This is a genomic window from Variovorax sp. V118, assembly GCF_041154445.1.
Classification (GTDB): domain Bacteria; phylum Pseudomonadota; class Gammaproteobacteria; order Burkholderiales; family Burkholderiaceae_C; genus Variovorax; species Variovorax boronicumulans.
Window position 1 is genome coordinate 4,312,067 of record NZ_AP028663.1, and the last position, 25,415, is coordinate 4,337,481.

Below are 25,415 nucleotides of genomic sequence, written 5' to 3' on the forward strand. Positions count from 1 at the left end.
GCCGGCCTCAGATGATCTCGAGCTCGGCGCTCAAGGCGCCGGCCGACTTCATGGCCTGCAGGATCGACACCAGGTCCTGCGGGTTGGCGCCCAGGCTGTTCAGCCCCTTGACCACATCGGCCAGCGAGGCGCCGCCGCGCACCATCTGGATCGCGCCGCCGCCCTGGTTGACGGAAATCTGCGAGGTCTGTGCCACCACGGTGCTGCCGCCCGAGAACGCGCCCGGCTGGCTGATCACCGGCTCGGTGTTGATCACCACCGACAGGTTGCCGTGCGCGATGGCGCAGTCCTTGACGCGCACCGCCTGGTTCATCACGACCGAGCCCGTGCGCGCATTCACCACCACCCGCGCGCCCGCCTGCGTGGGCGTGACCTCGAGCTCCTGCAACTGCGCGAGAAAGCCCACGCGCCGCTGCGGCTCGGGCGCCTGCACGCGGATCACGCGCGCGTCCATGGCTTCGGCGGTGCCGGCGCCGAACTGGCGGTTGATGGCGTCCGTGGCGCGCTGCGCGGTGCCGAAGTCGGAGCGGTTCAATTCAATGGTGAACGAGCCTTCCGCGCCCACCGGCGCCTCGACCGTGCGCTCCACCAGCGCGCCGGCGGGAATGCGCCCCGAGCTCAGCTGGTTGACCTGCACCTTGCTGCCGTTGGCCGACGCACCCGCGCCGCCCACCACCATGTTGCCCTGCGCCACCGCGTAGGTCGCGCCGTCCACGCCCTTGAGCGGCGTCATCAGCAGCGTGCCGCCGCGCAGGCTCTTGGCATTGCCCATGGACGACACGGTGACGTCGATGTTCTGGCCCGGGCGCGCGAACGACGGCAGCGTGGCCGTCACCATGACGGCGGCCACGTTCTTCAGCTGCATGTTCACGCCCTGCGGGATCGTGATGCCCAGCTGCTGCAGCATGTTGTTCAGGCTCTGCGTCGTGAACGGCGTCTGCATCGTCTGGTCGCCCGTGCCGTCCAGGCCGACCATGAGGCCGTAGCCGATGAGCGGGTTGTCGCGCACGCCCTGGATGCTGGCGAGCTCCTTGAGCCTTTCCGCATGCGCAGGCGCGATGAACAGGAGCGCGCACAGCGCCGCGATGCGCCAGCGATTCGAAGTAGGTGAAGCCTGGAGGTGTGTCATCAGAACGGCATCACGTTCAGGAAAATTCTTTGCATCCAGCCCATGTGCTGAGCCTCGTCGATGTAGCCCTTGGCCGAGTACTCGATGCGCGCATCGGCCACCAGCGTCGAGGGCACGGTGTTGTTGCCCGACACGGTGCGCGGGTTCACCACGCCCGAGAAGCGGATGTACTCGGTGCCCTGGTTGATGCCCATCTGCTTCTCGCCGCTCACGAGCAGGTTGCCGTTGGCCATGACGTCGGTCACGGTGACGGTGATCACGCCGTTGAAGGTGTTGTTGGCGTTGGCGCCGCCCTTGGCGTTGAGCGTGTTGGTGCCCGACAGCTTGGTCTCCTGCCCGTCGAGCAGGCCGCCAATGAGCTTGGGAATGGCCGCGAACACGCTGGTCGTGTTGCCCGTGCGACTGGCATTGGCGCCCGAGTTCTTGGTCGCGTTGACCTTCTCGCTGATGAGAATGGTGAGGATGTCGCCGACGTTGCGCGGACGGCGGTCTTCGAACAGCGCGTTGGCGCCGGGGCCGTCCTGGAAGATCGCACCCGGCGCGCGGCGCGCCTGCACCGCCGCGTACTGGTCGGCGCGCGCCGTCATCGGCTGGTGCACCAGCGGCTCGCGCGGCACCTGCGCGCAGCCGGCGGCCAGCGCGGCCACGAGCAGCAGCGCCGCCGCCCGGCGAAGAAGACGCACCCCCGCCCGCATCACAACTGGGCCAGGCGCTGCAGCATCTGGTCCGAGGTCTGGACCGCCTTGCTGTTGATCTCGTACGAGCGCTGGGTGGCGATCATGTTGACCAGCTCTTCCACCACATTGACGTTGGAGGCCTCCACATAGCCCTGGCTCAGCGTGCCCGCGCCGTCCACGCCGGGGTTCACCTGGTTGGGTGCGCCCGAGGCGTCGGTCTCGGCATACAGGTTCTCGCCCTGGCTCTGCAGGCCCGTCGGGTTGACGAAGGTCGCGAGCTGCAGCTGGCCGACCTGCACGGTGTTGGTACCGCCCGCCTGCACCACCGACACGATGCCGTCGCGGCCCACGGTGATGCTGGTGGCGTTGGCCGGGATGGTGATGGCCGGCTGCACCGGGAAGCCGCTGGCGGTGACCAGCTGGCCGTCGCGGTCGGTCTGGAACGAGCCGTCGCGCGTGTACGAGGTGGTGCCGTCGGGCATCAGCACCTGGAAGAAGCCGCTGCCGCTGATGGCCACGTCGGTCGGCTTGTCGGTCTTGGTGAGGTTGCCCTGCGAGTGGATGCGCTCGGTGGCGACCACGTGCACGCCGGTGCCCACCTGCAGGCCCGAAGGCAGGCGCGTCTGGTCGGAGCTCTGGCCGCCGACCTGGCGCAGGTTCTGGTAGACCAGGTCTTCGAACACGGCGCGGCTGCGCTTGAAGCCGGTGGTGCCGACGTTGGCCAGGTTGTTGGAGACCACGTCGAGCTGCGTCTGCTGCGCGTCCAGGCCGGTCTTGGCGATGTAGAGGGAGCGGATCATTGAAAGGAGTTCCTGGAAGAGGGTCAGCCGTAGGCCAGCAGCTTGTTGGCGGTCTGCGCGTTGATGTCGGCGGTCTGCAGCGACTTCATCTGCATCTCGAAGCTGCGGGCGTTGGCGATCATGGCCACCATGGCATCGACCGGCTGCACGTTGCTGCCCTCGATGGCGCCCGAGATGAGCGCGACCGCCTCGTCGGCCTCGGCCGGCGGCAGGTCGGCGCGCATGCGGAACAGGCCGTCGTCGCCGCGCACGAGATCGGTCACGGGCGGGTTGACGAGCTTGAGCCGGCCCACCTCGGCGATGCCGGTGAGCGTGGTCGAGGCCGCGTCGCGCGAGCCCACGAGGCCGTTGGACGCAATGCTCACGGCCGAACCCGGCGGCACGGTGAGCGCGCCGTTGTCGCCCACCACGGGGCGCCCGCCCATCGTCGTGAGCTGGCCGTCGGCGCCGATCTGCAGGTTGCCGACGCGCGTGTAGGCCTCGCTGCCGTCGGCCGCCTGCACCACCAGCCAGCCTTCACCGCCCACGGCCACGTCGAGCGCGCGGCCGGTCTGCGTGAGCGGGCCGTGCGTGAAGTCGGCGCCGGGCGTGGTGGCGGCCACGAAGGCGCGCGTGGGCGCTTCTTCGCCGACCACGGGCACGGCGCGGAAGGTCGCGATCTGCGCGCGGAAACCCGGCGTCGAGACGTTCGCCATGTTGTTGGCGACCACGGCCTGCTGCTCCATGGCCTGCTTGGCGCCGCTCATGGCGACATACAGCATTCGATCCACGAAGTGCTCCCGATCAGCGGATGTTCATGAGCGTCTGCATGACCTGGTCCTGCGTCTTCACGGTCTGCGCGTTGGCCTGGTAGTTGCGCTGCGCGACGATGAGGTTCACCAGCTCGGAGGTCAGGTCGACGTTGGACGACTCCAGCGCGCCCGAGGCCAGCGAGCCGGCCTTGGTGCCTTCGCCCGGCGTGCCGGTGAGCGCATTGCCCGAGGCCTGCGTCTCGGCCCACACGTTGTTGCCCTTGGGCTCCAGGCCGTTCGGGTTGGCGAACGACGACAGCACGACCTGGCCCAGCAGGCGCGTCTGCTCGTTGGAGAACTTGCCGGTGATGGTGCCGTCGGGGTTGATCGAAAACGCGGTGAGCTCGCCCGACTTGTAGCCGTCCTGGCCCAGCTTGCTCATGCCGTTGGCGCTGCCGAACTGCGTGGTGCCCGTGAGGTCGACCGAGGCGGTGAGCGGCGAGGCGCCGTTGGTGAAGGTGAGCGGTCCGATGTTGAACGCGCCCGAGGCCGGTGCGGTCATGACGCCCTTGGCGTCGAAGGTCACGTTGGACAGCGCCGCGCCGCCGTTCAGCGGTGCGCCGTCGGAGGTGCCGTACACGTTCCAGGTGTTGGCCGCAGTCTTCACGAAGTACACGGCCACGTCGTGCGGGTTGCCCAGCGAGTCGTAGATGGGGCCGATGGCGTTCGGGTAGTTGTAGGTGGCGGCGTCGGTGGGGTTGAACGGCGTCTTGGCGGGCACCGTGCTGCGCGCGTCGAGGTTGAACTGCGCGTCGATGTTGGCCGTGGGCTTGGGTGGCATCATGCCGCCCTGCACCTGGATCGGGCCCGGCGTGCCGCCGTTGATGCCGCCGCTGGCATTGGCGCCGTAGCCGGTGAGCTGCAGGCCCTGCGCGTTGACGATGTAGCCGTCCTTGTCGCGCGTGAACTGGCCGTTGCGCGAGTAGAAGACCTCGCCGCTGGGGCTGGCCAGGCGAAAGAAGCCGTCGCCGTTGAGGATGGCCACGTCCAGCGGGCGCGTGCTCGACTGCGTCACGCCCTGCGTGAAGTTCTGCGTCACGCCCGACACCGAGGCGCCCAGGCCCACGCGCGAGCCGGCGTACACGTCCTGGAAGGTGGCGGCGGCCGACTTGTAGCCCACCGTGCCCGAGTTGGCGATGTTGTTGCCGATGACGTCGAGGTTGGCCGCGGCCACGCCGAGTCCGCTGATGCCTTGGGAGAAACTCATGAGGGGGTCCTTGTTCGGTGCGAGGAAGAAGAGTGCGAAGGGCGCGGCCCGCACGGGCCGCGTCGAAGACGAAGACGAAAGCTCAGAGGAACAGGCGCACGTCCCAGCCCGATGCTGGCGCCCGAGGCCAACTCCAGCGTGACGCCGCCGGCGCCCTGCTTCACGGCGGCCACCTGCGAGAAGGTGAGCGCGGTGGCCTTCACCGTGGTGCCGTTGTTGCTGGCATCGACCGTGAAGCGGTAGGCGCCCGGCGGCACCGCCACGCCCAGGTCGTCCTTGCCGTCCCAGGTGACGGCGTTGACGCCTTCCTTCATGGCGCCCGCGTCGAGCGTGCGGATCACCTTGCCGGTGCTGTCGACGATCTTGATCTCGACATCGGCGGCGGTGCCCGGCAGCTGCACGGCGAAGGCCTGCGTGGCGGGGTCCTTGCCGTCTTCGGGCTTCTTGGTGGTGAGCACGTCGCCGGGCGACAGCACGTTGTAGCCGATGAGCGAAGTGGCCTGCAGCAGCTGGTTGGCGCCGGTCTGGTTGACCAGGCCCGAGAGCGTGGCGTTGAGCTTCTCGATGCCACTCACGGTGCTCATCTGCGCGAGCTGCGAGGTCAGCTCGGCGTTCTGCATCGGGTTGAGCGGGTCCTGGTTGTTCAGCTGCGTGACGAGCAACTTGAGAAAGCGCTGCTCGCTGTCGGCACTGGAGACGTTGTTGTTGCTGTTCGCCGCCGTGGGCGCGTTCAGCCCGCTGATGGACGAGGTGTCGGAAAGGGCCATGGGGTCGGTGTTCTTCCTGCGGGAGGCGCGTGTGCGTGCGGGGGTTACTGGCCGATGGTCAGTGTCTTGACCATCAGCGTCTTGGCGGTGTTGAGCACCTCGACGTTGGCCTGGTAGCTGCGCGAGGCCGAGATCATGTTGGTCATTTCCTCGACCACGTTGACGTTGGGCATCGCCACGTAGCCCTCGGCGTTGGCGTGCGGGCTCTTCGGGTCGAACACCAGCTTGGCGGGCGACGGGTCTTCGATGACACCCGCCACCTTGACGCCGCCGATGTCGCGCCGGCCCGAGGCCGCCACCTCGAACACCACCTGCTTGGCGCGGTAGGGCTGGCCGTCGGGGCCGGCCACGCTCTCGGCGTTGGCGAGGTTGCTCGCGGTCACGTTCATTCGCTGCGATTGCGCGGTCATGGCGGAGCCCGCCACGTCGAAGATGTTCATGGCTGTACCGCCGACAGGAGCGACTTGATCTTGGCGTTGATGAGGGTCAGATTCGACTCGTAGCGCAGCGCGTTGTCGGCGAAGGCCACGCGCTCGACGTCCATCTCGACCGTGTTGCCGTCGAGGCTGGACTGGTGCGGCACGCGGTACTGCAGGTCGTCGGCGTCCGTGGCCTGCGCCTGGCCCGCGAGGTGGCGCGACGAGGTGGTGGCCATCGACACAGACGATGCGGCGCGACCGCGCTCGACGGCCTCGCTCAGGCGCGCGCCGAAGTCGAAGTCGCGCGCCTTGTAGTTCGGCGTGTCGGCATGGGCGATGTTGGCCGCGAGCACCTCCTGGCGCTGGGCCCGGAGATGGAGCGCTTCGCGGTGGAAGCGAAACGCCGCATCCAGCTTGTCGATCATCTTTTTTCCATCTGTTGAGGCGTCGCCAGTGCACGGGGCGCAGCGACCGATGGAAAGCAAGTCTATGCATGCAGCGCGTTGGCAATCGTCCGAACAAAGGGGGGTTTCGCCTGCTGCTCGCACCTTCGCCGGCGGGGCGAATTCATAAGAATCCAGGGGCGCCGGTTGCGGCTTTCCTGCACCGGCGCCCTCATTTTTCTGGCCCTCTTCTTTCGCTTTCGATGACCCTCTCGCCGCTTCGCCAACGCCTGCTGCGCACTGCCTGCGCAGTGGGGCTGTCGTGCGCGATGTCGACCGGTGCGATCGCAGGCGACGCGGCCGCGAAGGCCGTCGAAACCTACCTCCAGGTGCAGAGCGCCGGCCTGCCGGGCAAGGTGACGGTCAGCCTCGAAGGGCGCGGCACCGACGCCCTGCCCGCGTGCGAAGCCCCCGAGGTGTTCCTGCCGCCGGGCGTTACGCCGTGGGGCCGCCTCTCGGTGGGCGTGCGTTGCCATGCCGAGCGGCCGTGGACGCGCTTCGTGCAGGCGCGTGTCGCGGTCGAAGGCCGCTACCTGGTGGCGGCGCGCGCCATCGACGCGGGCCGGGCGCTGGGCGCCGGCGACGTGGTCGAGCGCACCGGCGACCTCACGCGGCTGCCGCGCTCGGTGGTCACCAGCGCGGCCGAACTGGTCGGGGTGGTGAGCGCCAACCGCGTCGCGCCCGGCGCACCGATCCGCAAGGAGCTGCTGCGCGGCGTCGCCGTGATCCAGCAGGGCCAGGCCGTGAAGGTGGTGGCGCAGGGGCCGGGCTTTGTCATCAGCACCGAGGCCAAGGCCCTGAGCGGCGCCGCGGTGGGCGCGGTGGTGCAGGCCAAGACGCTGGACGGCCGGGTGATTCGCGGCGTGGCCGACGAGGAAGGACAGGTCCGGCTGGTGCAGTAGCAGCCGCCGCGTTGGCGCAGGCTTCACTTCATGCACGCCCTTCCTAAAGTTCTTGCACCGGCTGCCGATATACGGGTCAGCCCCTGAGGAATCACCTTGAAAATCGATCCCACCGCCCCTTCGGCCACGCCCCTGCACCGCACGCCCGCACCGGGCGTGCCGGCTCCGTCGACGCCCGCCGAGGCCGTGCAGCGCCCGAAGGAAGCGGCGCCCGCTTCCGCGCTCGTCCATGCGATGCCCGCCGCCGTGGGAGGCAGCGACTTCGACGCCGCGCGCGTGGCCGCGATCCGCGAGGACATCCGCGCCGGCCGCTACGAGATCCGCCCCGAACGCATCGCCGATGGCCTGCTGGCGAGCGTGCGCGAGCTGCTCGCACCGAAGGGCCAGGCATGAGCACCTTGCTGGCGCACCTGCGCACGGAAGCGGGCTGCATCGGGGACTTCCTTGTCGCGCTGGACCAGGAGGCGCAAGCCATGTCGGCCAGCGACTTCGACGCGCTGAACGCCATCGCCGGCCGCAAGACCGCGCTGCTGGACCGCATGGCCGAACTCGACCGCCAGCGCGAATCGCTGCAGGCGGCGCTGGGCTTCGGGCCCGGCCGCGCGGGTGCGGACGCCGCCGCTGGCGCGGGCGGTGAGCCCACACGCCAGGCCTGGCGCGAACTGCTCGCGCTCGCCGAAGACGCGCGCAACCGCAACCTGCACAACGGCACGCTGGTGTACGCGCACCTGGACTTCACGCAGCAGGCGCTGCACTTCCTGCAGGCCCGCGCCCAACCCTTCTACGGCCCCGACGGCGTGCGCAAGACGCAGGCCGGCGCGGGCACCCGGCTGGCCGCCGGCTGAACAGCAGCCGTGAACGCGTTCGCACGCTTCGCCCCTCGACGCACCGCGATCCTGCGGGTGCTGATGCTGTGGCTCGCGTGCGCCGGCGCCCATGCCTTCGAACTGGCGCCCGCCGTGCGCTCGGACGACGCCATCAACCTGGGCCAGCTGCACCCGGTGCGCGCGGCCGTCGGCGAGACGGCGCGCATCGCCTACTCGGGTGCGGCCATGGCCATCGCGATGTCGGCCGCCTACGTGCCGACGTACCGGCCCGGCGAACAGGCGCTCGGCCTGGCCTTCGGCAGCTACCGGGGCTATTCGGCCGCAGCGCTGGGCTTCAAGCGCAGCTCGGACGACGGCGACATGGCCTGGGGCATGGGCGTGTCCAGCACGGGCCGGGACTGGGGCTTCAACGCGGGCATCGGCTGGAAGCTGCCGCGCAGCACGGCCGCCGCCCGCCCCTGAGCCCACGCCATCGCCCCGGGACGCCCTTCACCACCTTCGCATGGATGCCACCGACATGAAGACCTCTCCTGCCACGCCAACGCCCCGCCACGAGAAGGTCGCACGCCGGGGAGCCCGCGCGTGATGGCCGCGCAGCAGGGCGCGCGCCGCATCGCGATGGTGGGCTGCGACGAAGCGCAGCAGGCCGGCTGGGGCAACCGCCTGCGCCTGATGGGCTGCGATCCCGTGTGCTTCGACGACAGCACGGACTTCCTGCTGGCCATCACCCAGGGCCTGCAGTTCGGCCTGCTGCTGGTGGTGCTGAAGGACGAAGGCGCCTGGCCGATCCTCACGGCGATGTGCCGCGCCCTGCGCATTCCCATTTTCCTGGTGGCGCGCGCCTCGCAACGCGACCTGCTGGTCGACGTGCTGTCGGCCGCAGGCGGCGAGACGCAGGGCGCCAGCATCGACTTCGCGGTGCTGCCCGTCGACGAGTTCGAGGTGGAGCTGCGCGTGCGCGAATCGCTGCGGCGCAACCGCACGCTGCTGCAGCCGCACGCCACGGCCGCGTGCTTCGGCGACTACCAGTTCCTGGGCGAGCGCCGCGTGGTGGTGTGCCACGGCACCGAGGTGCGCCTGAAGCCGCGCGAGTTCGAACTGGCACTGCTGCTGTTTCGCAACGCCGGCCGGCTGCTGGAGCGCGACTGGCTGCTGGCCTCGCTGTGGGTGGACGCGCGCATCGAACGCACCAGCCGCACGCTGGACTGCTGCGTCGCCAGCATCCGCCGCAAGCTCTCGCTGCACAAGGGCGGCGAATTCGTGCTGGTCTCGGTGTATGGACGGGGCTACGAGCTGCGGCACATGCCGGCCGCGCGGTGCGCGTCGGACGTCGACGAGGCGCCGCTGATCGACACCGCGGACTTCCCGGACACCTCGAACGAGCCGGTGTGGCTCGGCGAGAGCGCGCGGGCCTGAACATGCGCCCGCGCGACAAGAAAACCGTGACGACCTCCGGCCTCGAGGAACCACCCCGAAGGGCGGGTGCCGAAGCGTCCTCTACCAACGCCAGAAGACCTTCGCCGCCAGTATCCGCGCCTTAGCTGAAGACAGGCTGAAGCCCCGCACAAAACCCTTCTGCTTCCGCACTCAGCCGCCAGTCAGTGAACGCACGTTCAATGGCGGGCACATCGTGAGGGGGAGATTCATTGCAGGACACCATGAGACTACTCGCAGAGGCATCGCTGATTCTTGCCCTGGCCATCGTCCTCGGCGGGTTGGTGCTCGGGCTGCTGGCGGGCCCGCAGGATTCCGACGACTAGTGGGGTGTCCGGGGTCGTGAAGGGTTAGCAGGTCAGTTCGCCCTGAGATAGATCCGCACGTCCGTGCAGATCGACATGCTCCGGCGTGTCGAGGTACCTCTCCTGCCCCACGGCGGGAGGACATGACTCCGGCCGATTGCGTCGTCGCACGCATGCCAAATCGCCTCAAAAAGCGCATCATCGTCACTGACGAACCCATGGTGTGGACTGTTCGCGAGGCAGAGCATGACTTGGTTCAAGAAGCTTGTCTGGATCGGCGCGGGACTCGCCGTGGGAGGCGGGCTTGCCCTGTTCGTGCTGGACGAATTGAAGACGTCCCGGCTGCAATCGGCCCTGTGGCGCGACCTGGCCGAGGGCGCCCGCTTCAGCGTCGAAGACGGTGCCAGCGATGCCATCCGCTTTCCCCGGACCGGGCCCTACGACGAGCGGCTGGGCTACCACCAGCTGCCGGGCTACATCGACCGCCTGGCGCCGCAGGGCTATGTCGTCACCCGCCAGGCCCGCATGTCGCCGCGGCTGCTCGAACTGCAGGACTACGGGCTCTTCGCGCCCTACCGTGAGAAAAACCAGGCCGGCCTGACCGTGCGCGACTGCCGGGACACGGCGCTGCTGCACACCCGCGTGCCCCAGCGCGCCTACGAGCGCTTCGAGGAGGTGCCGCCGCTGCTGGTGAGCGCCCTGCTCTTCGTCGAGGACCGCCACCTGCTGGACGCGCAGCCACTGCAGCGCAACCCCGCGATCGATCCGGAACGCTTCGCCAAGGCGACGCTCGAGCAGGCGCTGCGCGCGGTCGGCCTGGGCCAGACGGCGACGGGCGGCAGCACGCTGGCCACCCAGCTCGAGAAGTACCGCCATTCGCCGCAGGGCCGCACCGGGTCGGTCGGCGACAAGCTGCGCCAGATGGCGTCGGCCTCGCTGCGCGCCTACCAGGACGGCGACGACACGCAGGCGCGGCGCCGCCAGATCGTCGTCGACTACCTCGACACCGTGCCGCTGGCCGCGCGCCCGGGCATGGGCGAGGTGCACGGGCTGGGCGACGGCCTGTGGGCCTGGTACGGGCGCGACTTCGGGGAGGTCAACCGCCTGCTGGCCGACAACGCGGAAGAGGCCGCCGCGCCCACGGACGAGGCGCTCCGTCAGCAGGCCGAGGCCTTCAAGCAGGCGCTGTCGCTGATGATCGCGCAGCGCCGTCCGTCGCAGCACCTGCTCGGCGACGGCGCCGGCCTGGCGCGGCTGACCGACAGCTACCTGCGGCTGATGGCCGAGGCCGGCCTGATCTCGCCCACGCTGCGCGACGCGGCGCTGCCGCTGTCCTTGCACCTGCAGCCACCGCTGCCGCCGACGCCCCGGCCCGACTTCGTGCAGCGCAAGGCCGCGACCGCGCTGCGCACCCACATCGCCACGCTGCTCGACGTGCCGCGGGCCTACGACCTGGAGCGCCTCGATCTCGAGGCCGAAACCAGCCTGGACGGCGAAGCACAGGCGCTCGTGGCGCGCGTGCTGGCCGGGCTGCGCACCCCCGCCGCGACGAAGGCCGCGGGGCTGGTCGGCTCCCATATGCTCGACCCGGGCGCCGACCCCAGCCCGCTGATCTACAGCTTCACGCTGTTCGAGCGCAGCGCCGGGAGCAACCTGCTGCGCATCCAGGCCGACAACATCGACCAGCCGTTCGACGTGAACCAGGGCGCGCGGCTGGACCTGGGCTCGACCGCCAAGCTGCGCACCCTGGTGAGCTACCTGGAGCTCGTGGCCGAGCTGCACGCGGGCTGGGTCGACCTGAGCCAGGCCCAGCTGTCGGCGCTGGCGCCGAACCCGCGCGACCCGCTGGGCATGTGGGCGCGGCAGTACCTCCTGCGCGCCAAGGATCGCCGTCTTGCGCCGATGCTGGAGGCGGCGATGGAGCGCAAGTACTCGGCGAACCCCGGCGAGGCCTTCTTCACCGGCGGCGGCCTGCACCAGTTCGAGAACTTCGAGCGCTCGCGCAACAGCAGTTCGATGACGGTGCGCGAAGGCTTCAAGCATTCGGTCAACCTGGTGTTCATCCGCCTGATGCGCGACCTGGTGCGCCACCGCATGTTCGGTGGCGCCTCGGGCGCCGAGCGCCTGCTGAAGGACCCTGCCGACCCGGGCCGACGCGAGCTGCTCGCGCGCTTTGCCGACCGCGAAGGTTCGGCCTTCCTCACCCGCTTCCATCGCAAGTACCAGCACCTGCCGGCCGCGGACGCCGAGGCGCTGTTGCTGCGCGGCCTGAGGCCGTCGGCACCGCGCCTGGCGAGCGTGCTCTTCACCATCGAGCCCGAGGCCGACGACGCACGGCTCGACGCGCTCCTGGTGCAGCGGCTCGGCCGCGGCGCCGACTCGCCGCGCGCATTGGGGGCGCTGCGCCGCACCTACGCCGGCCTGTCGCTGGCCGATCGCGGGTATGTCGCGCGCGTGCATCCGCTGGAGCTCTGGCTGGTCGGCTACCTGCGGCGCCACCCCGGCGCCTCGCTGACCGAGGTGCTGGACGCGAGCGTGCGCGAACGCCAGGAGGTCTACGCCTGGCTCTTCAAGACGCGCCACAAGAGCGCGCAGGACAGGCGCCTGCGCGAGCTGATCGAGCTCGACGCCTTTGCACAGATCCATCGCTCATGGCAGCGCGTGGGTTACCCCTTCGCGTCGCTGACGCCGTCTTACGCGAGCGCGATCGGCGCGTCGGGCGACCGGCCGGCCGCCCTGGCGGAGCTGATGGGCATCCTCGCGAACGACGGCGTGCGGCTGCCCACGCAACGGGTCGGCGCCCTGCACTTCGCGCGCGACACGCCCTACGAGACACGGCTGGAGCCGCGCCATGCGAGTGCGCAACAGGTGCTGCCCGCCGAGGTGGCCGCCACGGTGCGCCGTGCCTTGGTCGAGGTGGTGAACGACGGCACCGCGCGGCGGCTGAAGGGCGCGCTGGTGGACGAGAGCGGCCACGCCCTCGAGATCGGCGGCAAGACCGGCACCGGCGACCATCGCTACGGACACACCGGCCGCGGCGGACGGGTGCTCTCGGAGCGCAAGATCAGCCGCTCGGCCACCTTCGTGTTCGTGATCGGCGACCGCTACTTCGGCACCATCCTGGCGTATGTGCGCGAACCCCATGCCGCTCGCTATCGGTTCACGAGCGCGCTGCCGACCCAATTGCTGAAGTCGCTGGGGCCGCAGTTGCTGCCCGTGCTGCAGCGCAGGGGGTGCAGCGGACCACAACAGCGGGCGCCATGAGGCAAAGGCGGCCCAAACAAAAAGCCCTTGTAGCAGGGCTGCTACAAGGGCTTGAATCTGGAGGAGAGGAAGGAATCACACAACGAACACGAACGCCGTGCAAGCCACCGACACAAGAGACACTGCGCATCACATGCACATGCCAAGAGGCGAGCAAGGCGCGGAGAACACGCTCTGCGTTGATCGAATCATCGATAGCAGCGAGTTGTGCCAGCTCCCCGGAGTTGGCTCAGAAGCCGTACGTCGCTGGATCAAGGCAAGAAAGATTCCACCTCCGAATGTTGCGATAAGCCAGAAGACTATGGGCTGGCGGCTATCGACCTTGGGCGCCGCCGGCATCGGACTTCTCTAGGGCCCGAGGTTAGCCATTCTGCAACAATAAATCTTACTGATTTTCCAACGGCGTTAGTTCCAAAAATTCCGTGAGGGCTTCTTGCCGGGCAATTCTGTTTTGCTTATCTGTAGCTGCGCGAGATACGGCACGTGCGTACTTGATCGCATTCTTATTTTGCGATTTCCAATCCGCCTCTTCAATTGCAAGTAGCGTTGTCACCTCGTGACCGAATTTCGCAAGAGCTTTGGCCGCAGCCTCGCGTCGATCACTCGGCCACGGAAACTCTCGAGCGTACGGCACCAATGCAAGAAATAGCGAGTAGAAATCAGATTTTTTTCTGAATCTACTCGCCTGATCAGCAGGTATAAGGCTACGGATTTCGCCCGTGGTAGCCCGGAACACCCTCATTACTTCATCACGCTGCTCAAAATCCTCTTCGTAATCCCGATAATAGCTATCCAACTTATCTTTTTTATTTTGGGGCCCATGGAGATAAGCTGCCACGAGTTCGCCAATGAACTCGTGATCTATCATTCGCCGATGATCCTTCGCAGTAAAAATACCGAACTCCGACCAAAATTCATCAGCATCGGCCATTTCTTGCACCGTGCTAATAAAGCCACCCCAATAGGTGGCATTTCTAAGCTCTTGTTCGTTAAGTGCAACAACATTTCTATTCAAACGAGAAAAAATCCTACGCAAATCTGCATCGTTCATCGCAGGTAAAATCCGAACGACAAACTTGTAGCTAAATATTATTTTTTTCTCTTCCACGGATAGTTGGTCGAACTTTTTCCCCTTCCACTGCCCTTGAATATCCTCCCCGAGAAGACGGTATCCTCCTGCCAGATAGTCAAGACACGCTCGAATGCGTTGCTGCCCATCTATTACTGTATGAACTTCGTCTCCTACTGAATCTACTGAATCGGACATGTAGAGTTCAGGAATCGGATACCCCTGCAAGATGGAGTCCATAAGAAACGATTTCTGCTTATCCGTCCACACAGGATTTCGCTGAAACGGCGCAGCCAATTCCAACTCTTCTCTTTGGGCGGCCTTTTGAAACCAAGAAATCGTCCTGTGAGTTGTATGAAGATAATTATCAGCGTCAATCATTTAATGCTCCACAGCGATTGCAGATTCATCAGAAATACTTGATCCCAAACTTGCCTGCCAATACCTTACACCTCTGGTCAAATAGGTTCTCACCGAGTCAAAATCCCTATAAATACGAAGCTTCAAATCTCGTCCATTAGTGGGGTGTTCTGTGGCTAATATATCGAGTGCAGATTGCCATTCTTTGCCAAAAGGAAAAAGAGAAAGAATTCTGTCTGCCGCTATCGCCCCGTCGTAAATATGACCTGCACGGTGAGAGTTCGCAGCTTTTTGCCTTTCATCAGCACCGGCACCCGAAATGAAGTCAACCCCTCGTAAAACACGCCATGCCAAGTCAAAATGATGACGGCTAACTATGCAAATATCAAAATCAGATTTTGGAGTGTAGGCACGCAAATTCTTCTTCGGGTGCAAACTAAACCCCATTGCGCTACTGCCGCTCAGAACAATTTCTCTCGCATCCACTTCGATCATCCACGCCAAATTGCTCTTCCACTTCAGCCACAGATTCAAATCGCCCTTAAACGCAAAGGGCACGGGCTCAAAGATATAGCGAGAAACAAAATCTGATGCGGAGTTTTTTATCAACTCCGCCTGAAGTTCAGCCAACCCCGCAAAGTGGGAGTTCGCTGGGAGAACTATCGGCGCGCCTTTGACGCCGCTGGACAGCGAACCTGCGTCTTCAGTTCCGATTGGAGACTCGTCCGACTCTTCATGCTGCACGGGCGCGATAGATTTGGCCGCGCTGCCCGTTGGAGGCATGGCAGGCACAACAGGGGACGATTGCATTGGTCGAATTGTGCCGTCGGCAATCAGCCGATCTCTCAATGACAAGGGGGCCTCCGACCACTACGTGTTGAACTCGAGCATATCAGCGCACCTCAAACTCAACCCATCTGAGCACCAAATCCGACATTGGGAGCCATCCCCACGTCCAACCAATCAGTCCAAGCCTGCATCATCGGCCGACGCTCCTTCAAGTAATCAGCTCGGTTGTACGCGGCCCGCACCTTGTCACCGGGCGAGTGTGCGAGTTGTCGTTCAATCACATTTGGCGAGTAGCCTTCTTCATTCGCCCAAGCGAATGCCATCGACCGCCACACGTGGCCTGTCATTTCGCCCTTGTAGCCCATGAGCGCAATCAGCGCCAACACAGTGTTCTCACCGATAGGCCGGTCGATGCAATGATCTGAAGGGAACACTAAGGGCAGCCCGGTCGCCGACGCTCCAGCATCACCTCGATGATTTCGAGCGCCTGCCACGGCAAGGGCACAAGGTGATCCTTGTCTCGCTTCGTGCGCTCACCACCAATCTCCGAAAGATCGCCTTCGATCTCCTCGAATCGTATGAAGCGCAACTCAGTTATACGCACCCAAGCTCTGCAAATGGTGTCTGTAAGTATGTTCGTAGGCATCGTTTTGGAGATGCCGCTAGGTGCCTACAACGATGCCCACCGAGCGCTGGTGTGGAACGGCTTTTGACGGTGGGGAAACCTTCGAAAACGCAGGCCGCGGAATCAGCTAACGCTTTGATTCTGCGGGGCCTTCGGTGGGGAATAGGCAAAAAAATAGCCCCTTACGGGGCCATTCTTGGAGGAGAGGGAGGGATTCGAACCCTCGGTACTATCGCTAGTACGCCTGATTTCGAGTCAGGTACATTCGACCACTCTGCCACCTCTCCGGTGCTGTCGAGCCTCAGATTATAGCCAGAAAAATCTGACTTTTGACGCCCTGCGCCTCAACCGCGCAAAACTTCGAGGCCGCCGAGGTACGGACGCAACGCCGCCGGCACATTGATCGAGCCGTCTTCGTTCTGGTGGTTCTCAAGCACAGCGACCAGTGCGCGGCCCACGGCCAGGCCGGAGCCGTTGAGGGTGTGCACCAGCTCGTTCTTGCCCTGCGCGTTCTTGAAACGGGCCTGCAGGCGGCGCGCCTGGAAGGCTTCGCAGTTCGACACCGAGCTGATCTCACGGTACGTGTTCTGCGCGGGCAGCCACACCTCGAGGTCGTAGGTCTTGGTGGAACCGAAACCCATGTCGCCGGTGCACAGCAGCACCACGCGGTACGGCAGCTCCAGCGCCTGCAGCACGGCTTCGGCGTGACCGGTCATCTGCTCCAGCGCGTCGTAGCTCTTCTCGGGGTGCACGATCTGCACCATCTCGACCTTGTCGAACTGGTGCTGGCGGATCATGCCGCGCGTGTCGCGTCCGGCGCTGCCGGCTTCGGAGCGGAAGCACGGCGTGTGGGCCGTGAGCTTGATGGGCAGCTGCGCCTCGGGCACGACCTCGTCGCGCACGAAGTTGGTCAGCGGCACTTCGCTGGTCGGGATGAGGTACAGCGCCGAATGGTCGGGCGCGGGCTCGCCGTCCTGGCCGCCCTTCTTCGCGGCGAACAGGTCACCTTCGAACTTGGGCAGCTGGCCGGTGCCGCTGAGCGTGGCGGCGTTGACCACGTAGGGCACGTAGCACTCGGTGTAGCCGTGCTGTTCGGTCTGCAGGTCGACCATGAACTGGGCCAGCGCACGGTGCAGGCGGGCGATCGGGCCCTTCATGACGGTGAAGCGCGAGCCCGAGAGCTTGGCGCCCATCTCGAAGTCGAGCCCCAGCGGCGCGCCGAGGTCGACGTGGTCCTTGGGCGCGAAGGCCAGCGGCGTGGCGTTGGCGCCAGCGCCGCCCTGGGGCGCCCAGCGGCGCATCTCGACGTTGCCGGTTTCGTCTTCACCGAGCGGCACGCTGGCGTGCGGCAGGTTGGGCACGGCCAGCAGCAGCGCGTGCAGCTCGGGCTGGATTTCCTCGAGGCGCTTGGACTGCGATTCCTGCTCGGCCTTGAGCGCGTTGACCTCGGCCATGAGCGCGTCGACCGACTCGCCCTTGGCCTTGAGCGGGCCGATCTGCTTGTTCAGCGTGTTGCGGCGCGCCTGGATTTCCTCGGTGCGGGTCTGCAGCGTCTTGCGCTCGGCCTCGAGCGCGGTGAACGCCGAGACGTCGAGGTAAGGCTGGTTCTTCTTGCGTTTTTCGAGGCCGGCCACAGCGGAGGCCAAGTCTTTGCGGAGCAGGGTGATGTCGAGCATGGGGAGATTTTAGGTGGGCGCCCGGCCCGCGCCCGCCCTCCCCGCTCGCACGCCTGCGGCGACTCAGGCGACCGTGGCCGGATCGACGTTCGCCCCGCAGATGATCAGGCACACCTTCTCACCCTCGCGCGGCACGTAGGCGCCGGTCTGCAGCGCCGCCAGCGGCAGCGCGGCGGCCGGTTCCACGGCGAGCTTCAGCTCCTTCCACAGCCACTGCTGGGCGGCGCGGATCGCGTCGTCGGACAGCAGCAGCGCGTCGCGCACCTGCTGCTGCGTGATCTCCCAGGCGATGGCGCCGATGCGGCGCGCGCCGAGCGAATCGGCCGCGATGCCGCCGACGTCCACGTCGACCGGCTCGCCGGCCTCGCGGGCGCGGAACAGCGTCGGGGCCTTCTCGGGCTCGAGTGCCACCACGCGGGCGCGCTGCTCGAACCAGCCGGCCAGGCCGCCGATCAGGCCGCCGCCGCCCACGCTCACGAGCACGGCGTCGGGCAGGCCGCCCTGCGCCTCGATCTCGCGGCCCAGCGTGCCAGCGCCGGCCACCACTTCGGGCTGGTCGTAGGCGTGGGTGAGCAAGGCACCCGTTTCCTTCTGGCGCGCCAGGCAGGCGGCCAGTGCGTCGGGGTACAGCTCGCCGACCACGACCACTTCGGCGCCCAGCGCCCGCAGGCGTGCGCGCTTGGCTTCGGGCGACACGCCCGGCAGGAACACCTGGCAGGGCACGCCCAGCGCCTTGGCGGCCGCGGCGGTGGCAATGCCGGCGTTGCCGCCCGAGGCGACGATCACGCCCGCGGCGGGGATGTCGTTGGCCAGCAGGCGGTTCATCATGCCGCGGGCCTTGAAGCTGCCGCTGACCTGCATGTGCTCCAGCTTGAGCCACACTTCGGCGCCCGGCGCGGCCACGCCCAGGGCGGCGGCCGGCAGCTTCCACAGCGGCGTTTCACGCAGGAAATGGCCGGCGCGTTCGCCCAGCCTGCGGGAGGCGCTCTCGATGTCGGAGCGCCAATCGGTGTTTGTCATGATGTTCAGGAGATGTGCCCAGGGGGCGGGATGTCGTCGAGCTTGAGGCCCTTGGGAAGCGGGAACTTGATGGTTTCCTCGATGCCGTCCATCTTGCGCACCGACACGGCGCCGAAGGCGCGCACGCGCTCGATCACCTCATGCACCAGCACCTCGGGCGCCGAGGCGCCGGCGGTGAGGCCGATGCGCGACTTGCCCTCGAACCATTCGGGCTTGAGCTCGTCGGCCGAATCGACCATGTAACTCTCGGTGCCCAGGCGCTGCGCCAGCTCGCGCAGGCGGTTGCTGTTGGAGCTGGTGGGGCTGCCGACCACGATCACGAGGTCGACCTGCGGGCTCATGATCTTCACAGCGTCCTGGCGGTTCTGGGTGGCGTAGCAGATGTCCTGCTGCTTGGGCTCGCGCACGTTCGGAAAGCGCGCGCGCACGGCGGCGGCGATCTCCGCGGCGTCGTCCACGCTGAGCGTGGTCTGCGTGACCACAGCAAGCTTCTCGGTCTGCAGCGGCGACGCATTGGCCACGTCGGCCACGTCTTCCACGAGGTGGATGCCGCTCGACAGCTGCCCCATCGTGCCTTCGACCTCGGGGTGGCCCTTGTGGCCGATCATGATGAATTCGTAGCCCTCTTTCGCGAGCTTGGCCACCTCGACGTGCACCTTGGTCACGAGCGGGCAGGTGGCGTCGAAGATCGAGAAGCCGCGGTCGCGCGCCTCCTGCTCGACGGCCTTGCTCACGCCGTGCGCGCTGAACACCAGCGTGGAGCCGGGCGGCACGTCGGACAACTCTTCGATGAAGATCGCGCCCTTGGCCTTGAGCTCGTTCACCACGTAGGTGTTGTGCACGATCTCGTGGCGCACGTAGATCGGCGCGCCGAACTTGGCGAGGGCGCGCTCGACGATCTCGATGGCGCGGTCCACGCCGGCGCAGAAGCCGCGCGGCTCGGCCAACAGGACTTCTTCGATGTTCGGGTTCATAGCACGCCGATCAGCTTCACTTCGAAGGTGACCGGTTGCCCCGCGAGCGGGTGGTTGAAGTCGAAGCGCACGCCGGTCTCGTTCGACTCGACGACCGCGCCCGCGTAGCTGCCCGAGCCGTCGGGCGTGGGGAACTGCACCACATCGCCGACGGCGTACTGCTCGTCGGGGTCGCCCATCTGGGCCAGCAGCTTGCGCGCCACCCATTGCTGCATGTCGGGGTTGCGCTCGCCGAAGGCCTCGCCGGCGGGCAGCTCGAAGGTGGCGTGCGCGCCCTCTTCCATGCCCATCAGGCGCTGCTCCATGGCTGGCGAGAGCTCGCCGGTGCCCAGCGACAGCGTGGCGGGCTTGTCGGCGAAGGTGTTGATGATGTCGCCCGCCGGACCGGCCAGCCGGTAGTGCAGGGTCAGGAAGGAGCCGGAAGTCACAACTTGGGACATGGGTGCAGCGAAGGTGGGCAAAGACGAGGGAGGTGTCCCGATAAACTGGCCCTCATTTTAAGGATCGGGGCAACACCTCGCCCCGGCCCAGGTTTCAGCAGGGTTTCATGGCATTCAAGGATCTCCCTCTCGACGCCCGGCCGCGCGAAAAGCTCATCGCGCGGGGCGCCGCCGCGCTGGCCGACGCCGAGCTGCTGGCGCTGCTGCTGCGCACCGGCGTGGCCGGCAAGAACGTGCTCCAGCTGGCCCAGCAACTGCTCGAGCGTTTCGGCGGCCTGTCGGGGCTGCTGCACACCGCGCCCGATGACCTCAAGGCGGTCAAGGGCATGGGCGGCAGCGCCAAGCGCTCCGAACTCACGGCGGTGCTCGAACTGGCGCGCCGCGCCATGGGCGAGCGCCTGAAGGAGCGCACGGTGTTCGACTCGCCCGAGGCGGTCAAGCAGTACCTGCAGATGCACATCGGCTCGCGCCCGCACGAGGTGTTCGCGGTGCTCTTCCTGGACGTGCAGCACCGCCTGCTCACGCTCGAGGAGCTGTTTCGCGGCACGCTCACGCAGACCAGCGTCTACCCGCGCGAGGTCGTCACCCGCGCCCTGCACCACCAGGCCGCGGCCGTGGTGCTGGCCCACAACCACCCCAGCGGCAGCATCGAGCCCTCGCGCGCCGACGAATCGCTCACGCAGACGCTGCGCGCCGCGCTGGCGCTGGTCGACGTGCGCGTGCTCGACCACGTCATCGTGAGCCCGGGCCAGAGCTTCTCGATGGCGGAACGGGGGCTGCTCTGATGGCTTCTTCCCGTCCCCCGGCCCTGAAGAACCTGGCCGATCTCAAGCAGGTGCAGCGCGTGCTCGCCGAAACCCGCGAGCGCGAGGCCGCCGAGGCCGCCGCGCGCGCCGCGGCCGAGCGCAACCGTGCCGCCGAGAAAGACCTGTTCACGCGCGCCATCGGCGCCACCGAGCCGCTGCGCCGCAAGGCCGCCGTGGCGCTCGCGCCCGAGCCACCCGCGCCCATTCCGTTTCAGCACCAGCTCGACGAGCAGCGCGTGCTGCGCGAATCGCTGTCCGACGAGTTCGACGTGACCACGCTGCTCGACGTCGACGACGCCATGAGCTTTCGCCGCCCCGGCATCGGCACCGACATCACGGCGCGGCTGCGCAAGGGCGACTGGGCGATCCAGGGGCAGGTCGACCTGCACGGCCTGCGCAGCGACGAGGCGCGCGAGGCGCTGGGTGGCTTCATCCGCAATGCCCACAAGCAGGGGCTGCGCTGCGTGCGCGTGGTGCACGGCAAGGGCCTGGGCTCGCCCGGCAAGCAGCCGGTGCTCAAGACCAAGACGCAGCGCTGGCTGATCCAGAAGAACGAGGTGATCGCCTTCGTGCAGGCCAAGCCGGCCGAAGGCGGGGCCGGGGCGCTGGTGGTGCTGTTGGCGCCCGTGCGGCGCTGACACAGCGCCGCACGGTGCCCCGCCCTTCTTACTTGCTCAGGTCGACCTTGTAGATCGAGCGGCCCTTGCCGCTGCCGTCATCCGCGGTCAGCAGCGAGATGTTCGTCAACCCCGCATCGGTCGCGGCACTCAGTTGCCCTTGCCCCGACGTGATCGTCACGTTGCCCGCGGTCGTCACCTTGGTGAAGCGCCAGCTGCGCGCCGCGCCGTCGGCAGCGCGCGTGATCGTCTTCTTCGCCTTGATGTAGGCGATCAGCACGTCGCGGTTCGCATCGGGAGAGGCGTAGATCGTCGCGCGCCCGTCCAGCGCTGGAATGAAGCTCGCGCCGCTGGTCGCGCGGTAGTTGTTCGTGGCAATGACGAACTCCTTCGCCGGGTCGATGGGCGCGCCCAAGTACATGAGATTCCTGATGCGGCTGCCCACCGCCTGCGTCACGTCGATCTCGTACTGCATGTCGGGCGTGGTGAACATGTCGAAGTTGTAGCCCGGAAAGGTGCTGATCAGCGGCTGGTCGGTCGTGAGCGCCGGGTCGATCCTGTTGAAACGCTTGGCCGCGGCCTCGAGCCAGCCCTTGATCTCGGCGCCCGTCACCTTCACCGCGTACACCGTGTTCGGGTACAGGTACAGGTCGGCGGCGCTGAAGATCGCCAGGTTGCCCACGGCCACGTCGGTGTAGTCGCGCCCGCCCTCGAAGCCCGACTTGAAGGGCGCACTCACCGACAGCACCGGCAGGCCCGCGTACTGCGGCAGGTTGGCCTGAAGGTAGGTCTTCACGTAGTCGGCCTGGGCCTGGTTCACGATCTGGATCGCGCCCGGGTCGCCGACGTCGGCAAAGAAGGTGTTCATGCGGAAGTCGGTGGTGCCGATCGGCGTCTTCACGTAGTCGATCGCGGCCTGGTGCTGCGTGTCGACCAGCGGCGCCACGCTCGGGTCGGCGTCGACATACACGGCCTTGCCCGCGCCGTCCTTGCCGGTTTGCGTGGAGCGCGCCTCGACCAGCGTCTTGCTCTTGTCCACGCCCCAGGCCTTGCCGTCCCACACAAGCTCGAGCTTCACGAGGCCCAGCGCCTTGCCCCACGAGCTGGGCATCACGGCCGGCACGCCGTTGACGGTGCCGGCGGCGTTGTCGACACCCGCCTGCGTGTAGCCGGGCTTGGCGCCGCGGTCGGGGAACAGGCCGTGCTGGTGGCCCATCATCAGCACGTCGATGCCGGGCACCTTCGACAGGTACAGGCCCGGGCTTTCCATCGTCGGCGAGTACGGCGAGGCGTCGAGGCCGCCGTGCTGCAGCGCGACGACGATGTCGGCGCCCTTCTCGCGCAGCTCGGGCACGTAGCGCTTGGCGGCTTCGACCGCGCCTTCGGTGCGCAGCTTGCCTTCGAGAAAGCGCTTGTCCCAGTTCATGATGCCGGGCGTGGTGAAGCCGATCACGCCGACCTTCACCGGCACCGTCACGCTCTTGCCGTCCGGCGCGGTGGCCGTGAACTGCTTGGTGACGATGGTGTAGGGCGCGACGAGCGGCTTGCCGCTCTTGAGGCTGTGCACGTTGGCCACCACCATCGGGAAGCTCGGGCCCGCGCACTTCTTGCTGCCGTCCACGCCCTCGACATCGAGGCCGCCGCCGAGCACCTGGTTGAGGAAGTCCAGGCCGTAGTTGAACTCGTGGTTGCCCAGCGTGCCGGCGTCGTAGCCGGTGGCGTTCATCACCTTGTACATCGACAGCGGCTGCGTGCACGGGATGCGGCTGACCAGCGCTTCGTAGTCGGCCAGCGCGGTGCCCTGGATGGTGTCGCCGTTGTCGAACAGCATCGTGTTCGCGAACTCCTTGCGCGCGGCGCTGATGAGCGTCGCGGTGCGCTCGTAGCCGTACGACTTGTCTTCGGCGAGCTTGAAGTAGTCGTAGCTGCGCACGTTGAAGTGCAGGTCGGTCGTTTCGAGCAGCGCGACCGTGGTGCGCGTGCCGGCGGCCACAGGCGCCGGGGCGGGTGCGGGCGCAGGGGGCGGAACGATCGGGGGGAACGTGGTGCCGCCTCCGTTGCCACCGCCACAGGCGGTGAGCACGGCGGCCAGGACGGCGGCACAGGTGGACATGGGGGCGAGGCGCGCCAGCGACGCGGCCACTGCGTTGTTCATCGAGAGGTCTCCCTGCGGATATGAGGAAGGACCAGTCTCCGAAAGCAGGGTGACAGACCGGTGAATCCGGGCCTGCCGTGCAGCGCCGTTGCGACAGCAGTTACGCCAGGTGATTCTTTAGTGGTACCGCCGCGTCCGCCACCGCTTCGGGCGCGGGGCTGCGGCCCGCTTCGAGCAGCTTGCGGCTCATCATGTGATCGACCGGCGCGTTCACCGATTCGACGCACACGAGCTGGCCGTCGACGTAGTGGAACAGCGAGAACGCCTCGGGCTTCGGCCCCGCGCGGCGCACGCTCACCAGGCCCGGCGTGCCTTCGGCAGGCATGAGGCCCGCCATCTGCAGGCGCAGGCCGCCCTGGTCGGACCAGAACCACGCGACCGCGTCGTGATCGCGCGCGGCGCCGGTCAGCGTGGCCACCGCCGTGCGCGCCTGGTCGTTCGCGTTTTGCACCGATTCGAGCCGCAGCGCGCGGCCCGCGCGGCGGTCGGGGAAGCGCGTGCAGTCGCCCACCGCGAGCACGTCGGCCGCGCTGGTCTGCATGTGGCCGTCGACCACGATGCCGTCGGCGCACTCGAGGCCCGCGGCCTGCGCGAGCGCGGTCTCGGGCACCGCGCCGATGCCCAGCAGCAGCAGGTCGATCGGCTGCTTCACGCCGTTGACCTCGACCGACACGAGCCGGTCGCCCACGACTTCGAAGGCGCCGGTCTGCGCGCCCAGCACGATGTCGATGCCGGCCGCACGGTGCGTGGCCAGCACGTGCGCCGACAGCTCGGGCGACACGGCGCGGCCCAGCAGGCGCGGCGCGCATTCGATCACCTGCACGCGCTTGCCCAGCGCCTGCGCGGTGGCCGCCACTTCGAGGCCGATGAAGCCGCCGCCCAGCACCGTGACCTGCTGCGCCTCCGCCAGCCGCGTGCGCAGGCGATGCGCCTCGTCGGCGGCGCGCAGGCTCGCGACGTTCTCCAGGCCTTGCGGCAGGCCGGGCATCTGGCGCGCGCGCGTGCCGGTGGCCAGCACCAGGCGCTCCCACGGCAGCACCGCGCCCGAGCGCAGCGTGACGGTGTGCGCCTCGCGGTCGATGGCCACGGCGGCGTCGCCCAGGTGCAGCGTGATGCCCGCTTCGCGGTACCAGTCGGCGGCCTTGTGCGGCTGCGTGGTTTCTTCGGCGCTCTTGAGGAAGGCCTTCGACAGCGGCGGACGGTGATAGGGCTCGCAGGCCTCTTCGCAGACCAGGTGCACGCGCGCGCCCTGCCCGGCTTCCGCCAGGCCCGCGCAGAGCTGGGCCGCGGCGTGGCCGCCGCCGATGATGACGATGGAATTCATGGACAAAGATCCTTCGAGTCGTTGTGTATGTGGTTCATTCGACGGCCTGGCCCCTTCGTGGAACACCGCGGAACCGGCTTTGCCGGGCCGCTGGTGTTGCCCCCGGCAGGGGGTTGGCGAAGCGACACGAAGTGCGCGTAGCCTGGGGGCGAGCCTGATCTATTCGCCGCGGTTGCGCATCCAGTCGGCGGTTTTGAAGAAGGAGTCGCGCAGGCGTGCGCGCAGGTCTTCAGGCACGTCGGTCTCGCCCATCGCCTGGTCCATGCAGGCCAGCCACTGGTCGCGTTCCTTGATGCCGATGGTGTGGCCGCCGATGGCCTGCGGCAGGTGCCGCGCGCGCAGCATCGGATGGCCGAAGCGGTCGGTGTAGTGGGCGGGGCCGCCGAGCCAGCCGCACAGGAACCAGAACAGGCGCTGGCGCGCGTTGTCCAGGTCGGTGCCGTGCACGGCGCGCAGTTGCGCGTAGGCCGGCTCGAGGTCCATCAGATCGTAGAAGCGCTCGACCAGCGCCTCCACCTTCGGCTCGCCGCCGATCCACTCGAAGGGCGTGCCGGCGGGCGGTTTGTCTTGAATCTGCATGAAAGCGAGTATCCCT

The 25,415-nt window shown here is 67.4% G+C and carries 26 protein-coding genes and 1 tRNA gene; 8 read left to right on the forward strand and 19 right to left on the reverse strand.

All coding sequences use genetic code 11. The annotated features are described in order from the left end of the window. Nucleotides 1-7: 7 nt before the first annotated feature. From ACAM52_RS20015 to flgB, 8 genes are read right to left on the reverse strand one after another with little or no spacing between them, the layout of a single operon-like run. Nucleotides 8-1,129 (reverse strand): flagellar basal body P-ring protein FlgI, encoded by a 1,122-nt coding sequence (locus ACAM52_RS20015; protein WP_095946602.1) that lies wholly within the window; start codon nt 1,127-1,129, stop codon nt 8-10. Beyond that, nucleotides 1,129-1,824 carry a flagellar basal body L-ring protein FlgH gene (locus ACAM52_RS20020; RefSeq protein WP_062469249.1) on the reverse strand — a complete coding sequence of 232 codons (696 nt, stop codon included), beginning with the start codon at nt 1,822-1,824 and terminating at the stop codon, nt 1,129-1,131. Before ACAM52_RS20020 ends, ACAM52_RS20015 begins: the two co-directional genes overlap by 1 nt. Next, the gene (gene flgG, locus ACAM52_RS20025) at nt 1,824-2,606 is read right to left on the reverse strand and encodes a flagellar basal-body rod protein FlgG (protein WP_062469245.1); all 783 of its coding nucleotides are present in this window, start codon (nt 2,604-2,606) and stop codon (nt 1,824-1,826) included. Before flgG ends, ACAM52_RS20020 begins: the two co-directional genes overlap by 1 nt. Nucleotides 2,607-2,629: 23 nt before the next feature. Beyond that, entirely contained in the window at nt 2,630-3,376 is a 747-nt protein-coding gene (locus tag ACAM52_RS20030) for a flagellar basal body rod protein FlgF (protein ID WP_369644411.1), read from the reverse strand. 13 nt (nt 3,377-3,389) lie between these two features. Continuing rightward, nucleotides 3,390-4,604 (reverse strand): flagellar hook protein FlgE, encoded by a 1,215-nt coding sequence (flgE, locus tag ACAM52_RS20035; RefSeq protein ID WP_369644412.1) that lies wholly within the window; start codon nt 4,602-4,604, stop codon nt 3,390-3,392. Then, nucleotides 4,601-5,371, reverse strand: a complete 771-nt coding sequence (locus ACAM52_RS20040) for a flagellar hook assembly protein FlgD (RefSeq protein ID WP_369644413.1) — start codon at nt 5,369-5,371, stop codon at nt 4,601-4,603. The genes flgE and ACAM52_RS20040 overlap by 4 nt, the downstream gene beginning before the upstream one ends. A 44-nt stretch (nt 5,372-5,415) precedes the next feature. Next, nucleotides 5,416-5,811 (reverse strand): flagellar basal body rod protein FlgC, encoded by a 396-nt coding sequence (flgC, locus tag ACAM52_RS20045; protein ID WP_062469232.1) that lies wholly within the window; start codon nt 5,809-5,811, stop codon nt 5,416-5,418. Then, complete coding sequence (flgB, locus tag ACAM52_RS20050; RefSeq protein WP_369644414.1) at nt 5,808-6,215, reverse strand: flagellar basal body rod protein FlgB; 408 nt, start codon at nt 6,213-6,215, stop codon at nt 5,808-5,810. Before flgB ends, flgC begins: the two co-directional genes overlap by 4 nt. A gap of 221 nt (nt 6,216-6,436) precedes the next feature. On the opposite strand from flgB, the gene flgA reads away from it, so the two are divergent. From flgA to ACAM52_RS20080, 6 genes are all read left to right on the forward strand, one after another. Continuing rightward, nucleotides 6,437-7,135 (forward strand): flagellar basal body P-ring formation chaperone FlgA, encoded by a 699-nt coding sequence (gene flgA / locus ACAM52_RS20055; protein WP_369644415.1) that lies wholly within the window; start codon nt 6,437-6,439, stop codon nt 7,133-7,135. 96 nt (nt 7,136-7,231) lie between these two features. After that, on the forward strand, nt 7,232-7,528 hold the full coding sequence (gene flgM / locus ACAM52_RS20060) for a flagellar biosynthesis anti-sigma factor FlgM (RefSeq protein WP_369644416.1): 297 nt from the start codon (nt 7,232-7,234) through the stop codon (nt 7,526-7,528). Beyond that, complete coding sequence (locus ACAM52_RS20065; RefSeq protein ID WP_369644417.1) at nt 7,525-7,980, forward strand: flagella synthesis protein FlgN; 456 nt, start codon at nt 7,525-7,527, stop codon at nt 7,978-7,980. The genes flgM and ACAM52_RS20065 overlap by 4 nt, the downstream gene beginning before the upstream one ends. Nucleotides 7,981-7,989: 9 nt before the next feature. Beyond that, a complete protein-coding gene (locus ACAM52_RS20070; protein WP_369644418.1) occupies nt 7,990-8,424 on the forward strand; it encodes a YadA-like family protein in 435 nt (144 codons plus the stop codon). 123 nt (nt 8,425-8,547) lie between these two features. Further along, nucleotides 8,548-9,378 (forward strand): response regulator transcription factor, encoded by an 831-nt coding sequence (locus tag ACAM52_RS20075; RefSeq protein WP_159278106.1) that lies wholly within the window; start codon nt 8,548-8,550, stop codon nt 9,376-9,378. Between the two features lie 569 nt (nt 9,379-9,947). After that, a complete protein-coding gene (locus ACAM52_RS20080; RefSeq protein WP_369644419.1) occupies nt 9,948-12,965 on the forward strand; it encodes a transglycosylase domain-containing protein in 3,018 nt (1,005 codons plus the stop codon). A gap of 385 nt (nt 12,966-13,350) precedes the next feature. Here the strand turns inward: ACAM52_RS20080 and ACAM52_RS20085 are convergent, their stop codons facing one another. The 8 genes from ACAM52_RS20085 to ACAM52_RS20120 form a co-directional block, all read right to left on the reverse strand. Continuing rightward, nucleotides 13,351-14,415: a DUF262 domain-containing protein gene (locus tag ACAM52_RS20085; RefSeq protein ID WP_369644420.1), complete on the reverse strand. Its 1,065-nt coding sequence runs from the start codon at nt 14,413-14,415 to the stop codon at nt 13,351-13,353. Continuing rightward, on the reverse strand, nt 14,416-15,204 hold the full coding sequence (locus ACAM52_RS20090) for a hypothetical protein (protein ID WP_369644421.1): 789 nt from the start codon (nt 15,202-15,204) through the stop codon (nt 14,416-14,418). A gap of 98 nt (nt 15,205-15,302) precedes the next feature. Then, nucleotides 15,303-15,569: a tyrosine-type recombinase/integrase gene (locus ACAM52_RS20095; RefSeq protein WP_369644422.1), complete on the reverse strand. Its 267-nt coding sequence runs from the start codon at nt 15,567-15,569 to the stop codon at nt 15,303-15,305. Between the two features lie 436 nt (nt 15,570-16,005). Then, nucleotides 16,006-16,095: transfer RNA gene (locus ACAM52_RS20100), tRNA-Ser, on the reverse strand. Nucleotides 16,096-16,152: 57 nt separating this feature from the next. Beyond that, nucleotides 16,153-17,484, reverse strand: coding sequence for a serine--tRNA ligase (gene serS, locus ACAM52_RS20105; protein WP_307696204.1), 1,332 nt, complete (start codon nt 17,482-17,484; stop codon nt 16,153-16,155). Between the two features lie 63 nt (nt 17,485-17,547). Beyond that, a complete protein-coding gene (locus ACAM52_RS20110) occupies nt 17,548-18,504 on the reverse strand; it encodes a threonine/serine dehydratase (RefSeq protein ID WP_095743997.1) in 957 nt (318 codons plus the stop codon). 5 nt (nt 18,505-18,509) lie between these two features. Then, nucleotides 18,510-19,478: a 4-hydroxy-3-methylbut-2-enyl diphosphate reductase gene (gene ispH, locus ACAM52_RS20115; protein ID WP_095743996.1), complete on the reverse strand. Its 969-nt coding sequence runs from the start codon at nt 19,476-19,478 to the stop codon at nt 18,510-18,512. Next, nucleotides 19,475-19,918 (reverse strand): peptidylprolyl isomerase, encoded by a 444-nt coding sequence (locus ACAM52_RS20120; protein WP_062469447.1) that lies wholly within the window; start codon nt 19,916-19,918, stop codon nt 19,475-19,477. Before ACAM52_RS20120 ends, ispH begins: the two co-directional genes overlap by 4 nt. A 107-nt stretch (nt 19,919-20,025) precedes the next feature. Between ACAM52_RS20120 and radC the strand changes: the two genes are divergently transcribed. Next, the gene (radC, locus tag ACAM52_RS20125; RefSeq protein WP_062469128.1) at nt 20,026-20,703 is read left to right on the forward strand and encodes a DNA repair protein RadC; all 678 of its coding nucleotides are present in this window, start codon (nt 20,026-20,028) and stop codon (nt 20,701-20,703) included. Further along, the gene (locus tag ACAM52_RS20130; protein ID WP_369644423.1) at nt 20,703-21,362 is read left to right on the forward strand and encodes a Smr/MutS family protein; all 660 of its coding nucleotides are present in this window, start codon (nt 20,703-20,705) and stop codon (nt 21,360-21,362) included. Before radC ends, ACAM52_RS20130 begins: the two co-directional genes overlap by 1 nt. Nucleotides 21,363-21,390: 28 nt before the next feature. Here ACAM52_RS20130 and ACAM52_RS20135 read toward each other — a convergent pair whose 3' ends face one another. The 3 genes from ACAM52_RS20135 to ACAM52_RS20145 form a co-directional block, all read right to left on the reverse strand. Further along, the gene (locus ACAM52_RS20135; protein WP_369644424.1) at nt 21,391-23,496 is read right to left on the reverse strand and encodes a bifunctional 2',3'-cyclic-nucleotide 2'-phosphodiesterase/3'-nucleotidase; all 2,106 of its coding nucleotides are present in this window, start codon (nt 23,494-23,496) and stop codon (nt 21,391-21,393) included. A gap of 100 nt (nt 23,497-23,596) precedes the next feature. Continuing rightward, nucleotides 23,597-24,820 carry an NAD(P)/FAD-dependent oxidoreductase gene (locus tag ACAM52_RS20140; protein WP_369644425.1) on the reverse strand — a complete coding sequence of 408 codons (1,224 nt, stop codon included), beginning with the start codon at nt 24,818-24,820 and terminating at the stop codon, nt 23,597-23,599. Between the two features lie 159 nt (nt 24,821-24,979). Continuing rightward, nucleotides 24,980-25,399 carry a group II truncated hemoglobin gene (locus tag ACAM52_RS20145; protein ID WP_369644426.1) on the reverse strand — a complete coding sequence of 140 codons (420 nt, stop codon included), beginning with the start codon at nt 25,397-25,399 and terminating at the stop codon, nt 24,980-24,982. Nucleotides 25,400-25,415 lie beyond the last annotated feature (16 nt).